Here is a 14,935-nt window from a genome sequence, read left to right on the forward strand (position 1 = left end):
TTTCAATAGTTTAGCGTAGCAAATTCATTAAATAGCTTTTGTCGAGATAAAAGGCATCTAAACTTCCGCCCTCATCCAGAATACTGTTGCTAATTTCCTTTTTATTTTGCTGTAAGGTCTGAATTTTATCTTCGACCGTGTTAGGGCTGATTAATCGAACAGCGGTAACCGTCTTTTGTTGCCCCATGCGATAGATCCTGTCGATCGCCTGTTGTTCAACAGCAGGATTCCACCAGGGGTCTACCAGGTACACTACATCGGCTGCGGTAAGATTAAGTCCGGTACCACCGGCTTTTAGACTAACCAGAAAAACGGGGATATCCTTGTCGGATTGAAAGTCACTAACCAATTTACCTCGATTTTTGGACTGGCCCGTGAGCATCAACGCGCGAATCCCCTGTTTATCCAAAGCCTCTTTAATCAGGTTGAGCATACTGACAAACTGTGAAAACACGATCATTTTGTGCTGGTCTTTTTTATGCTGAATCTGCTCGATAAGCATTTCGATTTTGGCAGAGTCCGCAGCGGTAGTCAGATCTTCGTTTTGGAGAAGTTTGCTTGAATTACATATCTGACGCAATTTTGTTAGACCTTTTAGGACATGCATGGGGCTTTTCTTGATTTCATCGCCATCTTTGGCTGAGATAAAATCCCGAAACTCTTTTTCATAAAGATCATAAATTCGCCGTTGGGCGGTTTTCATCTCACAGTAAAGGATCAGTTCATTTTTTGCAGGAAGATCACGTAATACATCCTGTTTTGTTCTACGGAGAATGAAAGGCTTTATTTTCTCTTTCAGCATTTTTTTTCTCTTGCGGTCATGGAAAGCATCAATAGGAGTCGTATAGACATCTTTGAAATATTTTTTGCTTCCTAGTAGCCCCGGCACAATAAAGGAAAGCTGGGCATAAAGATCCATCGTATTATTCTCGATAGGAGTTCCTGTTAAAATAATGCGATTTCTTGATTTTAATAAATTTACCGTTTTGTATCGCTGGGAATCCGGGTTTTTGATTTGCTGCGATTCGTCCAATATGACATAATTGAAGGTTATTTTTTTCAGCATATTGATATCCGTCAGCAGGTTGTGATAAGAAATTAAAACAAGGTCATATTGTTCAAACTGCATCCCTTTTTCCATTCTATTTGGACCATCTAAAACCAACGTCTGGAAAGATGGAAGGAATTGCTGGATTTCATGCCGCCAATTAAAAATTAAGGTCGTGGGAAGTACAAGTAATGTTGGTGCAGATTGTCCCTTTGCTTTTTGAGTAGCCAGAAAGGCTAATATTTGGATCGTTTTGCCAAGTCCCATGTCATCGGCAAGACAGCCGCCAAAGTTAAGCCCATCCAAGAAATGCAGCCATTGTAGTCCTTGTTGCTGATAAGGGCGTAAGTTTCCGACAAAAGTTGGAGGTAGCTGGACCTCGGATAGCGAAGAAAAATTAGCGAGCTGCTTTCTCAACGTGCTGAGCTCCGCCAACACGATGGGGTCTAGCTCCGCCTGATCAAATAGTTGATCGATTTCATTGAATTTGTATTTTGGAATTTCAATGAAATCATCAGCTATCGATTCTGCTGCATTAAAATAGGCTTCAAATTTATCGAGCCACTGTTGCGGTAAAATGCCCTGGGTGCCGTCATCCAAGGTGATGAATTGCGAGCGGTTCCGTACTGCCTTTTCAAGTTTTTTTAGGGAGACACTTTTGGGGCCAAATTTGACCTGTATATTGGCGTTGAACCAATTTTGTCCACTGAGGACCTCCACATGTATTTTTCCCTTAAAACGGCTTAATTTATTTCCACGTAACGTATTAAATCCGATGATCTGTATACCCTGATGTTGCCACTCCTCAAAAGCATCCAGAAACCAGTTACTGTCCAGAAAGTATTTGCGATGCAAATAAAAATGCTGAAAGCTTCCTTCATCCATTTGCTCCTGAAAATAGGGATGCTGCTTCAGTAACAGGGAAATAACTTTTGTTTCAGCTTCACGTTTCCGATCGACCAAAAATTGTGTACCCTTGCTGTCTGTACCAAATATATTCCGCTTACTTAAAATAGGAATTTCGACCTCACCATAACGCATGACAGGAATAAGGTTGACAAAATCTTCCGATTCTTCCAGAAACAAAAATGGCTGCATGTCCTGATAATACAGATTTTCCTTCAACTGTGGCTTGCTTGCTTTGGGAATATCTTTAAAATTTAACTCCACGGAATGTGCTATCTGTTCCAAAAACAACCTGTTGAATTCTTCGAACTTACGCTGATGGATCAACAATTGCTCACCTTTGTTGCCAAACAAACGGATCAACTTGAGGTGAAATCTATTTTCAATCAGAAAAAGCTGATTTTTGATGAGAATGAAATGGTCCAAAAGAACGACTAAATCCTGTAAATTGTAGGCTATCGTATGAATATGAATTTCTCCTTGAATGGTATAAAACGCACCTTTTTTTGTAATGAAGAGCTTAATTTCACCTTTGTTTAGGTTAAATTGAACCGGCGATAAGGTGGAGGCTGTTATATTGTCGGATTTTTCATAGTCATGCAGATAAAAATCGAGGTGTAACGGATTTTTTGCAACCGCCTTCAGACTGGAGCTGATTTCGATATCCTGTTGTACAGCTTGAGAAAATTGGTAAACAGCGGTGTAAAATTGCATTTCCTCAATCGAGCTGCTTTGCCAGATACGGGACTGGCTCTCACTGGCGGAAATCGGATTTTTAGGTAGGCCGGATTTCGTCATTGGAGCTTGACACAGGAGTATTTGTAGATTTTTGTAGTACCGGTTGCGCGTTAACACCACAAAATAATGCTGCTGTTCGGCCGTCGTCTTGACCTTTTTTGGGATAAGAGATTCCTCCACTAGATCAAAGTCATCAATGGAGGTTAGCTGTTTGTCTTTTAATAGAAACTCAAGCTTCCCTGCTTTGATCTGGGCTGAAAAATAGTTTTCTAAAGACGATTCCTTTTCCAGTCCATATTGTGCCGCAACCTTCTTGAGGAGATGCTGATAGCGGTTGTGATCAAAAAATGCCAGCCAATTCTCCTGTGTAAATAGTTTACCTAAAGCCGCCTTTTGATGACGGCAGAATCCTGTTTGTGGACAATTGCAAAAGACGGCTGTTGTGGGCAACGTATGGATGATCATCACTTCAAAATCGGTATAATTCTCCAGTACCCGAAAAGTTGCCTGATTGACCTCCATTTCCATCGCATTGACCTGAAAATGGGCCAGTGTCAGGTCCATCCAAGGAAAATAAGAATAACGGCTCACCTTGGTGAAATCGATATCGGTCAATGTATACTGATGGAATTCCATGATGCTTGGTTAAAAATTAAAACTCATTCCGCCATAATAATTACGTAAAGGGGCAGGATTAAAATACCGTCCTCCAAAAGCATTGATATCGTTTCCAAGACTATATTTTTCATTGAGCAGATTGTCGGCCCCAACAAAAAGCCTGATTTTATGCCGTGAACAGACAGATTTGCTCCAAGATAATTTGGCTTGCAAAAGATGATACCGTTTGGCATAAACAGTGTTTGCATCATCCAGTGGTATGGCTGCTGTTAAATTGGAAAGAAGATCCAGTTGGAATTCATTCGGGAAAAGTATATTCAACGAATTTACCCATACTGTTTTAGGAACTGCAGGGAGTTTATTGTTCTTATAGTTTTTGTCGCCTACCTGATAGGTTTTGAAACTGTAGTCATTGAAGGAAAAATTGCTGGTCAGCTGTAGGCTACGGACCATACCGGTTGTTTGAGGCCTAATCAAATACATGAATAGCGAGGCTTCCAATCCCTTTTGGTTTATTTTACCCGCATTTTGAAAATATTCAGCACCATTATCCCGTACCTGTCGGATGATGGCATTGTTCATTTGATACGTGTAGGCCGCTGCATCTAAAATAATCCGGCGATTCCACAAATGCCAACGAAGCCCAAATTCATGGTTTGTACCTGTTTCTGGTTTCAGCATCGTATTAATTGTATTGTCTGACGAGCGGACTTCAGCAACAGTTGGTGCAGAGAAACCTTTAGAAATCGATGCTCTAAGTGCAAGCATTGGAGTGATCAAATAGGATAGTGCTGCTCGTGGCATCCATGTACTCCCGAAATCAATATTTTCTTTGTTTTCTTGTGCGACAGGATAACGTTGCTGGTAGCCAATTTTATTCTCATTTAATCCGAGCGACAGCTCTACCTGGAGACGCTCTAGCCATTCCAGTTGGGTGCGTGCAAAAAATGATTGCTGACTGTTTTCCAATTTGTCCTTGGCCTGAGGATCGGTAGCGACACCTTGGGCGTTGTCATAATTGTCAATAGCATACCATCCCTTTTGCGCTTCCAAGCCCAGTTGTACTTCATATTTTAAATCTTGGCTCAACAGATCGACATAAGATAAATACAGGCGCGTTCCCAAATTCTTTTCATCTCTTTTCTCGTAATTGGTGATGAAGGGATTTTTGATCTGATTGGATGAACCAAATACACTGGCGAATAAGGTCATCTTAGAACTGAGATGCGTGTGGTTGCTCAGTCCACCAAAGAATGTTTTATCGTAGATTGCTGCTTTTTGTTCAGCAGCACCAGGATTTGGTCCGCCCTTTGGCCGGGCTTGCCTGCGGTCGCTTTCCATTTGTGCTGCGGTGAGCCCTCCCGGAGTTTGGTAACCGAGATCCGAATAGAGCCCCGTGAATTTTAATTCGGATGTTTTTGCATATTGCCAATTGTAATTGAGCTGGATATTCTTTTTGTTTAAGGCTGAATTTTGGCGATAACCGTCACTTCTCGTCCAACTCTGATTGATAGCAAGTTGCTGAGTTTGGCTGAGGGGTAATATTGCATTGAGCTGTTCCTGGAAAAGACCGTAGGAGCCCCCCGTTAATTGGAGATTGACTTCAGGTTTTGCAGATTGATCAAATCCTTTACTATATAAGGAGAGTATACCGCCTGAATTGGCCCCGTAGATCGATCCGTCCGGACCTTTCAAGATATTGATTTGCTCGATTGCATAGGGATCGAGCAAGTTAAGATAGGTGTTCCCGCCGGCGTCAGTAAGCGGAAAGTCGTCCAAATAGATTTTAACATTGCGAACACCAAAAGGTGAACGGATCATACTCCCGCGGAGTGCAAGCCGGTAACTTCCAGGAGAACGTTCTTCCATCCGTAAACCCGGTACCCTGTTCATTGCCGAAACAAAAGAGGGCGACTGTTGGGATTGGATCGCTTGGTTGCTTAACACAGCTGCAGAAGAAGTCAATCGCAAGAGCGGTTGTTTATTGAAGTAGGCTTTAACTTCGACTTGCTCTAGCCGATTAGTTGTAGTATCCACTTCTTGCGCATATAATTTGCTACATAAACCAAGGGTAGCAAGTAGGTAATATCTTTTCATTGTTCGGGTTAGTTCGGCTTAGTCTGCAAATTCCTGACTGAAATAAATTTCAAAAATCTGCTTTTTCTTATTGTATTTTAAGCATTGAAAATTCGCGTATACGGAGCTGGTCGGTACACAAAGACTGTTGGCCATGGCATCTTTTGCGATGTTTTTGTTCAGACAGCCCTGCTGCAAATCGAAGTTTTTGTTCGTAGAAATATCGGTCACCTCAAAGGAGTTGTCGTCAATCAGGTAATTTGAATTGTTTAGGCGAATATAATCCTCTTGGTAAATCAGTTCGGAAGCAACAAGATAATCGAGCGATCCAAAGCTGGATGAACAATCCAAATTTTGAAGGGTATTGACAACTTTTAATTCTTTATACAGTGTGTTGAATGTATTGTTCTTACGATCCAATAGGATGATTTCGATGCGATGATTATCTTTATTGTACACAATATACCCAAGGTCATCGGCACCATTTTCAAAGATATTCCCTTTGGTGATCGCTAAAACATCTAAGGTAGGATGCCTAAGAAAATAATCCTTCTGGTCCGCCGGTAGTGTTGTCGTTAACTTCTGATGAAGTTTATCGAAGAGGCCGGCATCATTCATTTCCATTAACTGCTGCGCTTGTTCTTTTACCCTGCCTTCAAAACGCGGGCTATCGTAGCTCGACGTATCCGATGGGAGCGACGCGGAGGCAGGAAGGGCTACTTGTTCTTTCTTTTGGTCTTCACTTTTCGTTGATGTTGGTGTTGGCGTCTTTGCCTGATGACAGGAAACGAGACCTAAACATAATGGAATGTATAGAAAAAAGGTTTTTAAATTCATGATGAAGTATCGTCAATGCTTATGCAGTCACTCTTCATGCAGCGAAAGAGCAATAACATCGGCTAATTTAGTTATTTTATGGCAAAGAAAGCTGCCGCAGCCTGGAATTAGAAAGCTTCATTCAGCCCCAAAAAGAAACCACGGGAACCATATTTTCCAAAGGCATAGTCCAGACATAGATTTGTGCGTGTTGCTTTGTTAAAGAGAACTCGCAACCCGGCACCACCCCCAGGTTGCCACCTTTCAAAAAGTTTGGTGCCCAGTTCGTCGCTGGCAGTCTGTAGGTTAAAAAAAGCAGCTCCGCTCAAAAAGCGATTCTTTAAAATTGGGAAGCGGTATTCTGTTTCGGCATAACCGAAAGAAATTCCTTTGAAATAACCGATGGTATAACCGCGGCCGCTTCTGACGGCTACGTCCCTTCCTGTTCCTGGAAGATCAAAATAGGGCAGAGTACCACCAAGTTTATAGGAACCCCAATACCAGAAGGCGAGTACATGAGCTGGGTCGGACTGGGATAGACTAAAGTATTTGCGAAAGTCGGTGGTAAGCTGTACTGCACTTTTGCTGCTACCCAGCAGCGTTGTGTTCCATCGCACACCGATATCTGAATATATACCCTTGTAAGGCCTGTTGGGATTGTCTCTGGTCATATATTGCATATTGAGCAATAGGCCGTTGGAATTGTAACTGTCGGGCTCGAAGCCATGTTTTTCGGTGTAGATGGTGTTGGGCGTAACGTTGCCATTCGGGCCGCTGCTGGTTATTTTCCGTCGTAAGTCAAACGCCAGTCCGGCCCCAACAAATAGCCCGTCGGCGATGCGTTTATAGACTTTTTCATTAAATGTAAATGCATTATATTTTGCGCCGTATTTCTTATGGTCGGGGTTGGCAAGAATCTCTTCATCGGCATTGTTCCATTTTCCATGGGGAGTCATGCCCAGCCCTGCGTCTAAAGCCACCATTTTGACAAGTGCAAAAGCACCCTGAAAATTTAGTTTATTGTTCGGAGTAAATACATTGTGGCTGATATAGAAGACCATAATATTTTTCGTGGTGATCGAGGCGGATGTCGCTGCGATCGACATGGTGGTTGTTTTGGGATCACCTAGTACTTTCCCGGCGACAGCCTTGATTCCAATCTGGCCACCAATGGTTGGGTTGTAGGCAATGTTGGGCATTAAGGTGATGGGAGAACGTTTACTTGCATGTTCCTTTTTTCGTTTGGGATGTATTATTCTTCCGATGAGATCCGATATATCGTATTGACTAGCCAAGGCAGAGTCACGCTGCTGTTTGTACTGTGCAACAGAGTCTGCTTTCACATCATTTTGAGCTGCAAGGAGTGTAGGGATTGAAATTAAAAGTATTCCTAAAAAAGCGTATCGGAAGAAATCGTTATAACGTAAAAGTTGATGCATACATTCGGGCTTATCTTAAAACTAAACGTAAAAAAAAATAAAATGTTTTCTCCGGCACTTGGAGCCTGTCTTTTTGATGGTTGAACAAATGCGAATAGGGTATTGTGTTGGAGAAGTTTATTTTTCTTGCGAAGCTGGAGAATTAAACTTGCAAATCACAGCAAATTTATCTTAGTTTGATTATTTAAACTAGGATATGATAGGACGCACTATATTGAATTACGGATTGACGTTGCTTTTATTGACAGGGGCTGCTCATGCACAAGAACTGTATACCCCAAGGAATATTCAGCAAGCGATCGCAAAGGGGACCCGTACTACAACGGGCATACCGGGAAAAAACTATTGGCAGAATTTTGGAAAGTATGATGTGCGGGTGCAATTGGATCCGGCTACAAAGATGGTGAGTGGAACAGAGACTATTCTGTACACAAACCATAGTCCTGATACATTGAAACGCTTGGCTATCCGATTTGTGAACAATGTGCACAGACCTAATGCGGTACGTGCGGCATACGCTTCGGACGATTACCTGACTTCGGGCCTAAAGATTAAATCGTTTAAATTGAATGGTCAAGTTTACGACGTAAACAGCAAGGACTGGGGAACGGTGAAGTTAGGTGATTTTGGGCAGAAAATCCTTCCGGGAAGCACTGCAACATTGGACATTAGCTGGGAATATCCGTTATCTGTCGAAAGCGACCGTGAAGGACTGCTGAATGCGTCTACCTTTTATTGTGCTTACGCCTATCCGCGTGTGTCTGTATACGACGATTACAATGGCTGGGATCTTCTGGAACATAATGGCCGACAAGAATTCTACAATGGTTTCAACGATTATCAATTTGAGATATCCGTTCCGAAGAACTTTGTTGTTTGGGCGACAGGCGAATTGACCAATGCGGCTGATGTACTGCAGAAACCTATTCTGGACCGTTTCGAAAAATCAAAAGTCAGCGATACCCCAATACATATCGCGACAGATGCCGAAATGAAATCGGGCAAAGTGACAGCACAAGAAGCCTGGAATACGTGGAAATTCAAAGCAAGCTACGTACCTGATTTTTGTTTCAGCGTGAGTGACAATTATATCTGGGAAGGGGGGAGTGTAGATTTGGGAAGCAAGCGCGTGAGTGTGCAATCTAGTTATGTCGCCGGAACGCCAGATTTTGAACAATACATTGTCTGGCAACAATACTGCATTGACTGGTTTTCTAAAAATTGGCCTGGTGTCACCTATCCATACCCAACAATGACAGCCGTTCAGGGATTTGCAGATATGGAATATCCGATGATGATCAACGATTCGAGTGTTCCAGATAATCTTGTGGATGCACGGCAAACAGCAGACCATGAAATTGCACATACTTATTTTCCTTTTTACATGGGTATCAATGAGACGCGATACGGTTATATGGATGAAGGTTGGGCTACTGCATTGGAATTCTGGATCGGAAATGCGGAGATTGGTGCCGAAAAAAATAAAGAACTTTTCAAAGATGCCCGTGTAAAGCGTTATATCTTTGACCCCTCTACAGAAGAAGACCAACCCCTGATTACGATGACCTCTCAGTTAAGTGGTTTAGGTTATGGTAACAATGCTTACATCAAGGCCGCGTTGTCTTATATTGCATTGCGGGATTATCTGGGCGATCAACTGTTTAAAAAAGCACTACATCATTATATGGAGCTATGGCATGGAAAGCATCCGACGCCTTGGGACTTCTTTTACAGCATCAACGCCGGAGCTGGGCAAAATTTAAATTGGTATTGGAAAAATTGGTATTTTACCAATAATTACATCGACCTTAAAGTGAATGGTTTTAAACAGCTTGCCGGTAAAAATACACTTACGATCACTAATGTTGGGGGATTTGCAATTCCGTTTGATGTGTTGATTACCTATACGGATGGATCGGTGGAGACAAAACATCAAACTCCGTCAATTTGGCAACACAATGAAATACAGGTAATCCTGACGTGGACTTCGACTAAAAAAGTGAAAAATATTACCTTGGACGGAGGGATTTTTATGGATTACACAGCCAAGGACAACAGCTGGGACGTTATTAAATAACCCGATCGATCGTGTCAGCCTTTATGTTTGAAAAGGTTGACACGATTAATGACTGAATGCTGTTGTGAAGTTTACCTACAAATAGGTGTCCATTCCTGTAAGCCGTACCTTGGGCCTGTAAGACTACAGCTGATCAATGCTTCGAAATGTCAGATTAATTCGTGCACTGAACGCTTTTTTTGTCGGTGGAAGCCGATGCAACCAATACGTTTGTGTAAGACCTTTCATCACCAATAAACTTCCATGGCCCAAGATGAGGTCTATTTTTTCTTTGCTCGTTTTGTGTTTAAAGGCAAACTTTCGTTCAGCACCAAAGCTTAAAGAAGCAATTGCTCCATTTTTTTTAAGGTCTTTTTCACCGTCACTGTGCCAGGCCATTCCTTCGTCGCCATTGTGATAAAGATTCAACAGGCAGGAATTATACGTCTCCTGTGTTTGTTCTTCGGCAATCTTTTTCAGCTCAAGAAGCTCTTTTGTCCAGGGAAGCGCCCTTTTAGTGGTGTTGGAATAGCTATATTCGAAAGCCTGGTCGCCATACCAAGCCACTTTTCGTTTGGTGACGATTTCGTTTCCAAAAATAATAGCACGGTCATTTACCCATTCGATCGAGTCCATGAGTCTATCAAAATAGTGGTTTGCTTTCTGTGGAGGCAGTATTTTACCATAATAATTGACAGTCCCATCGTAAGGGAGTAGATTTCTATTGCCATCGAAGAGATTGTCGAAAAGTTCCATTTTATCGTATTGTGTGTGTTTATTAAATAGCCGTATGCAAAGTCTCCCATCCGATCATCGCTGTTTTCCGCATTGGATCCCATCGGTAACCACCAAATATACCGCTGTTTTGTATAACACGATGACAGGGGATAAGGTAAGCTATCGGATTGCTACCGACAGCTGTGCCGACAGCACGGGAAGCTTTGGGGTTTCCGATTTGAGAAGCGATAGCACCGTAGGTACTTAAGTTACCCATAGGGATTTTTAATAAAGCTTCCCAGACTTTCAATTGAAAATCAGTGCCTTTTAAATGTAATTTTACCTGGCGGATATCTTTGTCTTGGGGATTTAATGCGCTGAGTGCATTCTCGTGCATGCTATCTCCCTGTTGTCGATATGTTGCGTTCGGAAAGCGTTGTTGAAGGGTGTCAAAAGCTGTTAAGTTGTCATCGGCATAGGCAATATGACAAATACCTTTTGAAGTGGATGCAATGAGCATTGTGCCGAATAAGCTCTGATAATAGGCGTAGGAAATCAATAGATTGGAGCCTTCATTTTTATATTCAGCGGGAGTCATTCCCTCAATATTGATAAATAGCTCATGAAGTCTACTGCTGCTGGAAAGACCAAGTTGATAGGTGGTTTCGGCGATATTACTTTCCTTGAGCAATGATTTTGCATGATTTATACTTACGTACTGTAAGAATTTCTTGGGGCTTGTACCAGCCCATGCGGTAAACATGCGTTGAAAATGAGCTTCACTCATGTAAACATGAGAAGCGATCTGACCCAATGTAGGTTGCGTCTTAAAGTTTTCCTGTAAGAAATGTATGGCCTTGGCGATACGTTGAAAATCTACTTCTTGTTGAGTAGTCATGATTGTTCATTTAATTTATACAAAATTGCTAATAAGAAGAAGTCTTTAAAATCCGATTTATGCTAAATTAAATGTTGGATGAAGGAGATTTGTCCGAATGACCCAAGGATTTATCTGGTGCAATTAGATCTCGGATGAGCTGTTTGAGTTCTTTTATTTCGGGGAATCGACCCGCTCTTTTTCGATCGAATATCTCCTGATCCGCTACCCGTACGGTATAACGGCCTGCAATTTTGCTGGGTATGAGTGTAACGCCATGAATCTCATCCGTGAACGAACTCAGCACCTCCTGCGCCATATAAGCGGCACGCAGCATCCAATTGCATTTTGGACAATATTCAATTTCAATAACAGGTTTTGTTGCCATGAGCTAAGTTAAAGTGCGTTGTTTTGTTTTGAACAAATTTATCGATCCTTGCGCTGTAATCAAAGCGCATTTTGTCATGGAAGTTTCGAGATTATTTCCAGCTCGTTGGAGTGAAGTGTAAAACCCGCCCATTCCATATTAAGACAGCCCATTCCATTGGTCTTTTACTCGGTCAATGGAATGGGCGGCTCGTTTTGGATATCCCTAAGAGGTATGCTGGAGGCTTATCCGATTTTCAAAGAAGTCATGGTCAGCGATCCCGCCACTGAATTGTCGTTGAAGAGAAACAGCTCGTCATTTTTCTCCTGTAAACCTAAGGTATAGATTAAAGGGAGGTAATGTTCAGGAGTTGGAATTGCCAAGTCGAACTCTTTGCCCTGTTTTCTGAAATCTATGAGCGCTTGATGGTTGCCGTTCTGAATAAATTTCTTCATTTTTTCATTGGCTATCGTAGCCCACTCATACGCATAGCCTGCCTTATCGAGCTTGTCCCAGGCGACCATTCGTAAGTTGTGCACCATATTGCCGCTACCGATAATGAGCACCCCTTTTTTTCTTAGCGCGTTTAATTGCTGTGCAATCTCGTAATGGTATGCTGCAGGCTGTGTGTAATCAATGCTCATTTGAATAATTGGAACGTCTGCATCAGGGTATAGATGTTTGACTACAGACCATGATCCATGGTCCAGCCCCCATTTGTCGTCGAGATGAACGTCTGTTTTGCTGACAATACGCTGTGTTTCTAAAGCGAGCGCCGGGCTGCCTGGAGCTGGGTATTGGACATCAAATAATGCCTGGGGAAAACCGCCAAAGTCATGAATGGTGGCGGGATGCTCCATCGCTGTGACAAATGTTCCACGTGTTTCCCAGTGTGCCGAGACAACAAGAATCGCCTTCGGTTTTTCAAAAGTTTGGCCAATTTTTTTGAATCCCCGGACAAATTCGTTGTCCTCTATGGCGTTCATGGGACTTCCATGTCCTAAAAATAAGACCGGAAATTTGTCCGTTGCCTCCAGTTCCTCGGAAAATTTATATAAAGAGTTTGCTTTATGAGCTACTCCAGCTAATGGTAATGTTGCCATAATTTTAATAAAATCCTTTCTACGCATTTGATATGATGTGACTGCGTCAATTTTTATTACAAAGGTAAGGGATGGGTTTGGCTAGGCGGTATCATTATCCTGTCAATCTGTTGTACTATTCGGAAATCTGTTGTACGCTATTCGGAAATAAGTTTTTGGATCTCATTTCTAAATTCCGAAGGCGTCATGCCTGCTTTATTTTTGAAGACATTGGTAAAGTAGGCTTTATCTTGGTAACCGAGTTCAAAACCAATTTCCGAGATCGTTTTAGTCGTTGTCAACAAGAGGTTTTTTGCTTCAATAAGTTTCCGTGTTTCGATAATCTCAGAAACGCTTTGTTGTAATATGCTCTGACAAATCAAATTTAGGTTTCTTGCGGACATAAAAAGCTTCTCTGCGTAAAAATTAACGCCTTCAGGGCGGCGATAATTCTCTTCCAGTATGGAAAGAAAGCTTGTGAAGGTTGTACTCTGATTTTTTAATTGCTGTTGGCTGTCTGGAAATTGCTTTTTTCGTTCAGATTCAATCATGGTAAAGATGGTGCTCAATAGCTGCTTGATAACCGCATAATCTACGGTAGTTTGTAAGCATTCCTCCTGCATTAGCTCACACAAGACTATCAATCTTCCAAAGCAGTTGGGGCTGGCGAAGGTCAATGTCGCATTTTCATGAAAGTGGGTATAAAGTTGGAAAGTTGTTTCGGGGATAAATTCACTTTTAAATCGAATGACCCAAAATTCAATGCTATTGTTGTGCAAAAGAGGTTTGACACGGTGCGTTTTGCCCTGAGTGACAAAACTTATAAATGGAGCGGTGTAGGTTTTTGTTTTAAAATCGATAAAATGTTCGAGTTTCCCTGCCACACCAATAATCAGTTCCTCGAAATCATGTTGGTGTATTTCGTTTTTGGATTGTTGTATGCGCAGTGCCTCATCGGCGTCAACTTTGTAAATTTTGAAAAGTCCGTTCAAAATAAGGGAAATTTTAATTTGCTATTTACGAATATACGGTTTCGTTTGCATATTGGCTATTCGCAGTGTCCTACCGGCAGTTTACAGTTATTGACTTTTGAATCTATGTTATTTTCCAATACTGTGCCCAAATGAGGCTTTGATGGTTGGCGGTACATTTTTTATGTTGGCTAGTTTATAATATAGATCCTTATATGTTTATCCGTTTCTATGCTAGTTTTTCATTTGAGTTGGTATTCCGAAGCAAGGGCTGCTCCGCTTCATCGTTAAATTGAGGTATTCCCCAGTCTGATGTGAACCCTTGAATCGTTATTTTGTCTGTCTTTATAGCGTGTTTTTCCGAGTTATTTTCGTGTTGCAGCGTCGCTGCGGAATTTTTCGGCTGCGGTTCGGATTGGCGTTGGCCTTTTTTAGGGGCATCCAGGGAATATGGTCGCGTTCGGAGCGTCATTTGCCCGTGTTGGCAGCGGGGTATATGCGGGCTTAGACTCGGACTCAACACGGACTCAACACGGACAGAACACGGTTGCAGGGCAAATCTGCCCCGACCATGGTACGAAGCAGGGCTGGGAGGGTAGTCGGAGGTTCCTGCAGACCTTTGTCAGCAGCCGGAGCGTTGTCCCCGAGCGGAACCACCTTTCCCTAAATAACGAAGAGTTAAGGATGCCTTATTACTTAGGTTAGCTTTTGTCTATATTTAGCTTAGTATTAAGTTAGGTTTTATTTAGCTATAACCTATACTATACCTAAACAAAACCTAAATAAAACCTAAACTAAACCTAAGTAAACAGGTAGGAAAGTATAGCTGCAAAAGAAGGTATCCGGAGTGCTGAGTTCTGCGATCTTCCCCTTCCCGTCCATCTGCTGCGCCGGTGCGCACCATCTTCAATTGGGCATTGAGCCGAGCGGGCTACAAAGTGATCCCGGGCTTAGGAAGATCGAACAATACAATGTCCATCCATGTTTCCGCAGCGGAGCTGCACCAAGTTCCGGTTCCGCGGATGTCCGCGGTACGATCCAATTTCCAGGCCCCCCATGTTTCCCCTGCAGAGCCTGTATCAAGTCCCGGTTCCCACGAAGTCCACGCCAAAACCACTTTTCGGCCCCCTTCTGCCCCGGAATCAGCCATTCCAGCCTTCCGATCACCTGTTTTACAAAAAGAATCTCGCACCGTTATAGGCAGTTAAGGGGAAAATGAAATAA

At 42.4% G+C, this 14,935-nt stretch carries 12 protein-coding genes; 1 reads left to right on the forward strand and 11 read right to left on the reverse strand.

Annotation, left to right across the window (positions count from 1 at the left end; all coding sequences use genetic code 11):
* Positions 1–10 precede the first annotated feature (10 nt).
* From B2O97_RS15320 to B2O97_RS15335, 4 genes are all read right to left on the reverse strand, one after another.
* A complete protein-coding gene (locus B2O97_RS15320) occupies positions 11–3,328 on the reverse strand; it encodes a DEAD/DEAH box helicase (RefSeq protein WP_070565968.1) in 3,318 nt (1,105 codons plus the stop codon).
* Positions 3,329–3,337: 9 nt separating this feature from the next.
* On the reverse strand, positions 3,338–5,407 hold the full coding sequence (locus B2O97_RS15325; protein ID WP_115046861.1) for a TonB-dependent receptor: 2,070 nt from the start codon (positions 5,405–5,407) through the stop codon (positions 3,338–3,340).
* 18 nt (positions 5,408–5,425) lie between these two features.
* Complete coding sequence (locus B2O97_RS15330) at positions 5,426–6,223, reverse strand: hypothetical protein (RefSeq protein ID WP_115046863.1); 798 nt, start codon at positions 6,221–6,223, stop codon at positions 5,426–5,428.
* 107 nt (positions 6,224–6,330) lie between these two features.
* Positions 6,331–7,641, reverse strand: coding sequence for a BamA/TamA family outer membrane protein (locus tag B2O97_RS15335; protein WP_070565961.1), 1,311 nt, complete (start codon positions 7,639–7,641; stop codon positions 6,331–6,333).
* A gap of 196 nt (positions 7,642–7,837) precedes the next feature.
* Here B2O97_RS15335 and B2O97_RS15340 point away from each other — a divergent pair, with 196 nt between their 5' ends.
* Positions 7,838–9,718 carry a M1 family metallopeptidase gene (locus B2O97_RS15340; RefSeq protein WP_286767647.1) on the forward strand — a complete coding sequence of 627 codons (1,881 nt, stop codon included), beginning with the start codon at positions 7,838–7,840 and terminating at the stop codon, positions 9,716–9,718.
* Positions 9,719–9,841: 123 nt separating this feature from the next.
* Here B2O97_RS15340 and B2O97_RS15345 read toward each other — a convergent pair whose 3' ends face one another.
* The 7 genes from B2O97_RS15345 to B2O97_RS15375 all read right to left on the reverse strand — a co-directional run bounded on the left by B2O97_RS15345 (position 9,842) and on the right by B2O97_RS15375 (position 14,903).
* Positions 9,842–10,453: an alpha-ketoglutarate-dependent dioxygenase AlkB family protein gene (locus tag B2O97_RS15345; RefSeq protein WP_070565957.1), complete on the reverse strand. Its 612-nt coding sequence runs from the start codon at positions 10,451–10,453 to the stop codon at positions 9,842–9,844.
* A gap of 22 nt (positions 10,454–10,475) precedes the next feature.
* Positions 10,476–11,312, reverse strand: coding sequence for a bifunctional transcriptional activator/DNA repair enzyme AdaA (locus B2O97_RS15350; protein ID WP_070565955.1), 837 nt, complete (start codon positions 11,310–11,312; stop codon positions 10,476–10,478).
* 67 nt (positions 11,313–11,379) lie between these two features.
* Positions 11,380–11,679, reverse strand: coding sequence for a SelT/SelW/SelH family protein (locus tag B2O97_RS15355; RefSeq protein WP_286767648.1), 300 nt, complete (start codon positions 11,677–11,679; stop codon positions 11,380–11,382).
* A gap of 224 nt (positions 11,680–11,903) precedes the next feature.
* Positions 11,904–12,761, reverse strand: a complete 858-nt coding sequence (gene ygiD / locus B2O97_RS15360) for a 4,5-DOPA dioxygenase extradiol (RefSeq protein ID WP_201649532.1) — start codon at positions 12,759–12,761, stop codon at positions 11,904–11,906.
* Positions 12,762–12,898: 137 nt separating this feature from the next.
* Positions 12,899–13,732 carry an AraC family transcriptional regulator gene (locus tag B2O97_RS15365; RefSeq protein ID WP_286767649.1) on the reverse strand — a complete coding sequence of 278 codons (834 nt, stop codon included), beginning with the start codon at positions 13,730–13,732 and terminating at the stop codon, positions 12,899–12,901.
* A 208-nt stretch (positions 13,733–13,940) separates the two neighbouring features.
* Positions 13,941–14,183, reverse strand: coding sequence for a hypothetical protein (locus B2O97_RS15370; protein WP_159333286.1), 243 nt, complete (start codon positions 14,181–14,183; stop codon positions 13,941–13,943).
* 459 nt (positions 14,184–14,642) lie between these two features.
* Entirely contained in the window at positions 14,643–14,903 is a 261-nt protein-coding gene (locus tag B2O97_RS15375) for a hypothetical protein (protein WP_147281990.1), read from the reverse strand.
* Positions 14,904–14,935: the final 32 nt, after the last annotated feature.

This window comes from Sphingobacterium sp. UBA865, from assembly GCF_002295765.1.
Classification (GTDB): domain Bacteria; phylum Bacteroidota; class Bacteroidia; order Sphingobacteriales; family Sphingobacteriaceae; genus Sphingobacterium; species Sphingobacterium multivorum.

Bases quoted from the DNA above. Each gene is read 5' to 3' on its own strand.
- B2O97_RS15345 (WP_070565957.1), bottom strand. From the start codon at position 10,453: ATGGAACTTTTCGACAATCTCTTCGATGGCAATAGAAATCTACTCCCT.
- B2O97_RS15325 (WP_115046861.1), bottom strand. From the start codon at position 5,407: ATGAAAAGATATTACCTACTTGCTACCCTTGGTTTATGTAGCAAATTA.
- ygiD (WP_201649532.1), bottom strand. From the start codon at position 12,761: ATGGCAACATTACCATTAGCTGGAGTAGCTCATAAAGCAAACTCTTTA.
- B2O97_RS15355 (WP_286767648.1), bottom strand. From the start codon at position 11,679: ATGGCAACAAAACCTGTTATTGAAATTGAATATTGTCCAAAATGCAAT.
- B2O97_RS15330 (WP_115046863.1), bottom strand. From the start codon at position 6,223: ATGAATTTAAAAACCTTTTTTCTATACATTCCATTATGTTTAGGTCTC.
- B2O97_RS15370 (WP_159333286.1), bottom strand. From the start codon at position 14,183: ATGACGCTCCGAACGCGACCATATTCCCTGGATGCCCCTAAAAAAGGC.
- B2O97_RS15350 (WP_070565955.1), bottom strand. From the start codon at position 11,312: ATGACTACTCAACAAGAAGTAGATTTTCAACGTATCGCCAAGGCCATA.
- B2O97_RS15320 (WP_070565968.1), bottom strand. From the start codon at position 3,328: ATGGAATTCCATCAGTATACATTGACCGATATCGATTTCACCAAGGTG.
- B2O97_RS15335 (WP_070565961.1), bottom strand. From the start codon at position 7,641: ATGCATCAACTTTTACGTTATAACGATTTCTTCCGATACGCTTTTTTA.
- B2O97_RS15340 (WP_286767647.1), top strand. From the start codon at position 7,838: ATGATAGGACGCACTATATTGAATTACGGATTGACGTTGCTTTTATTG.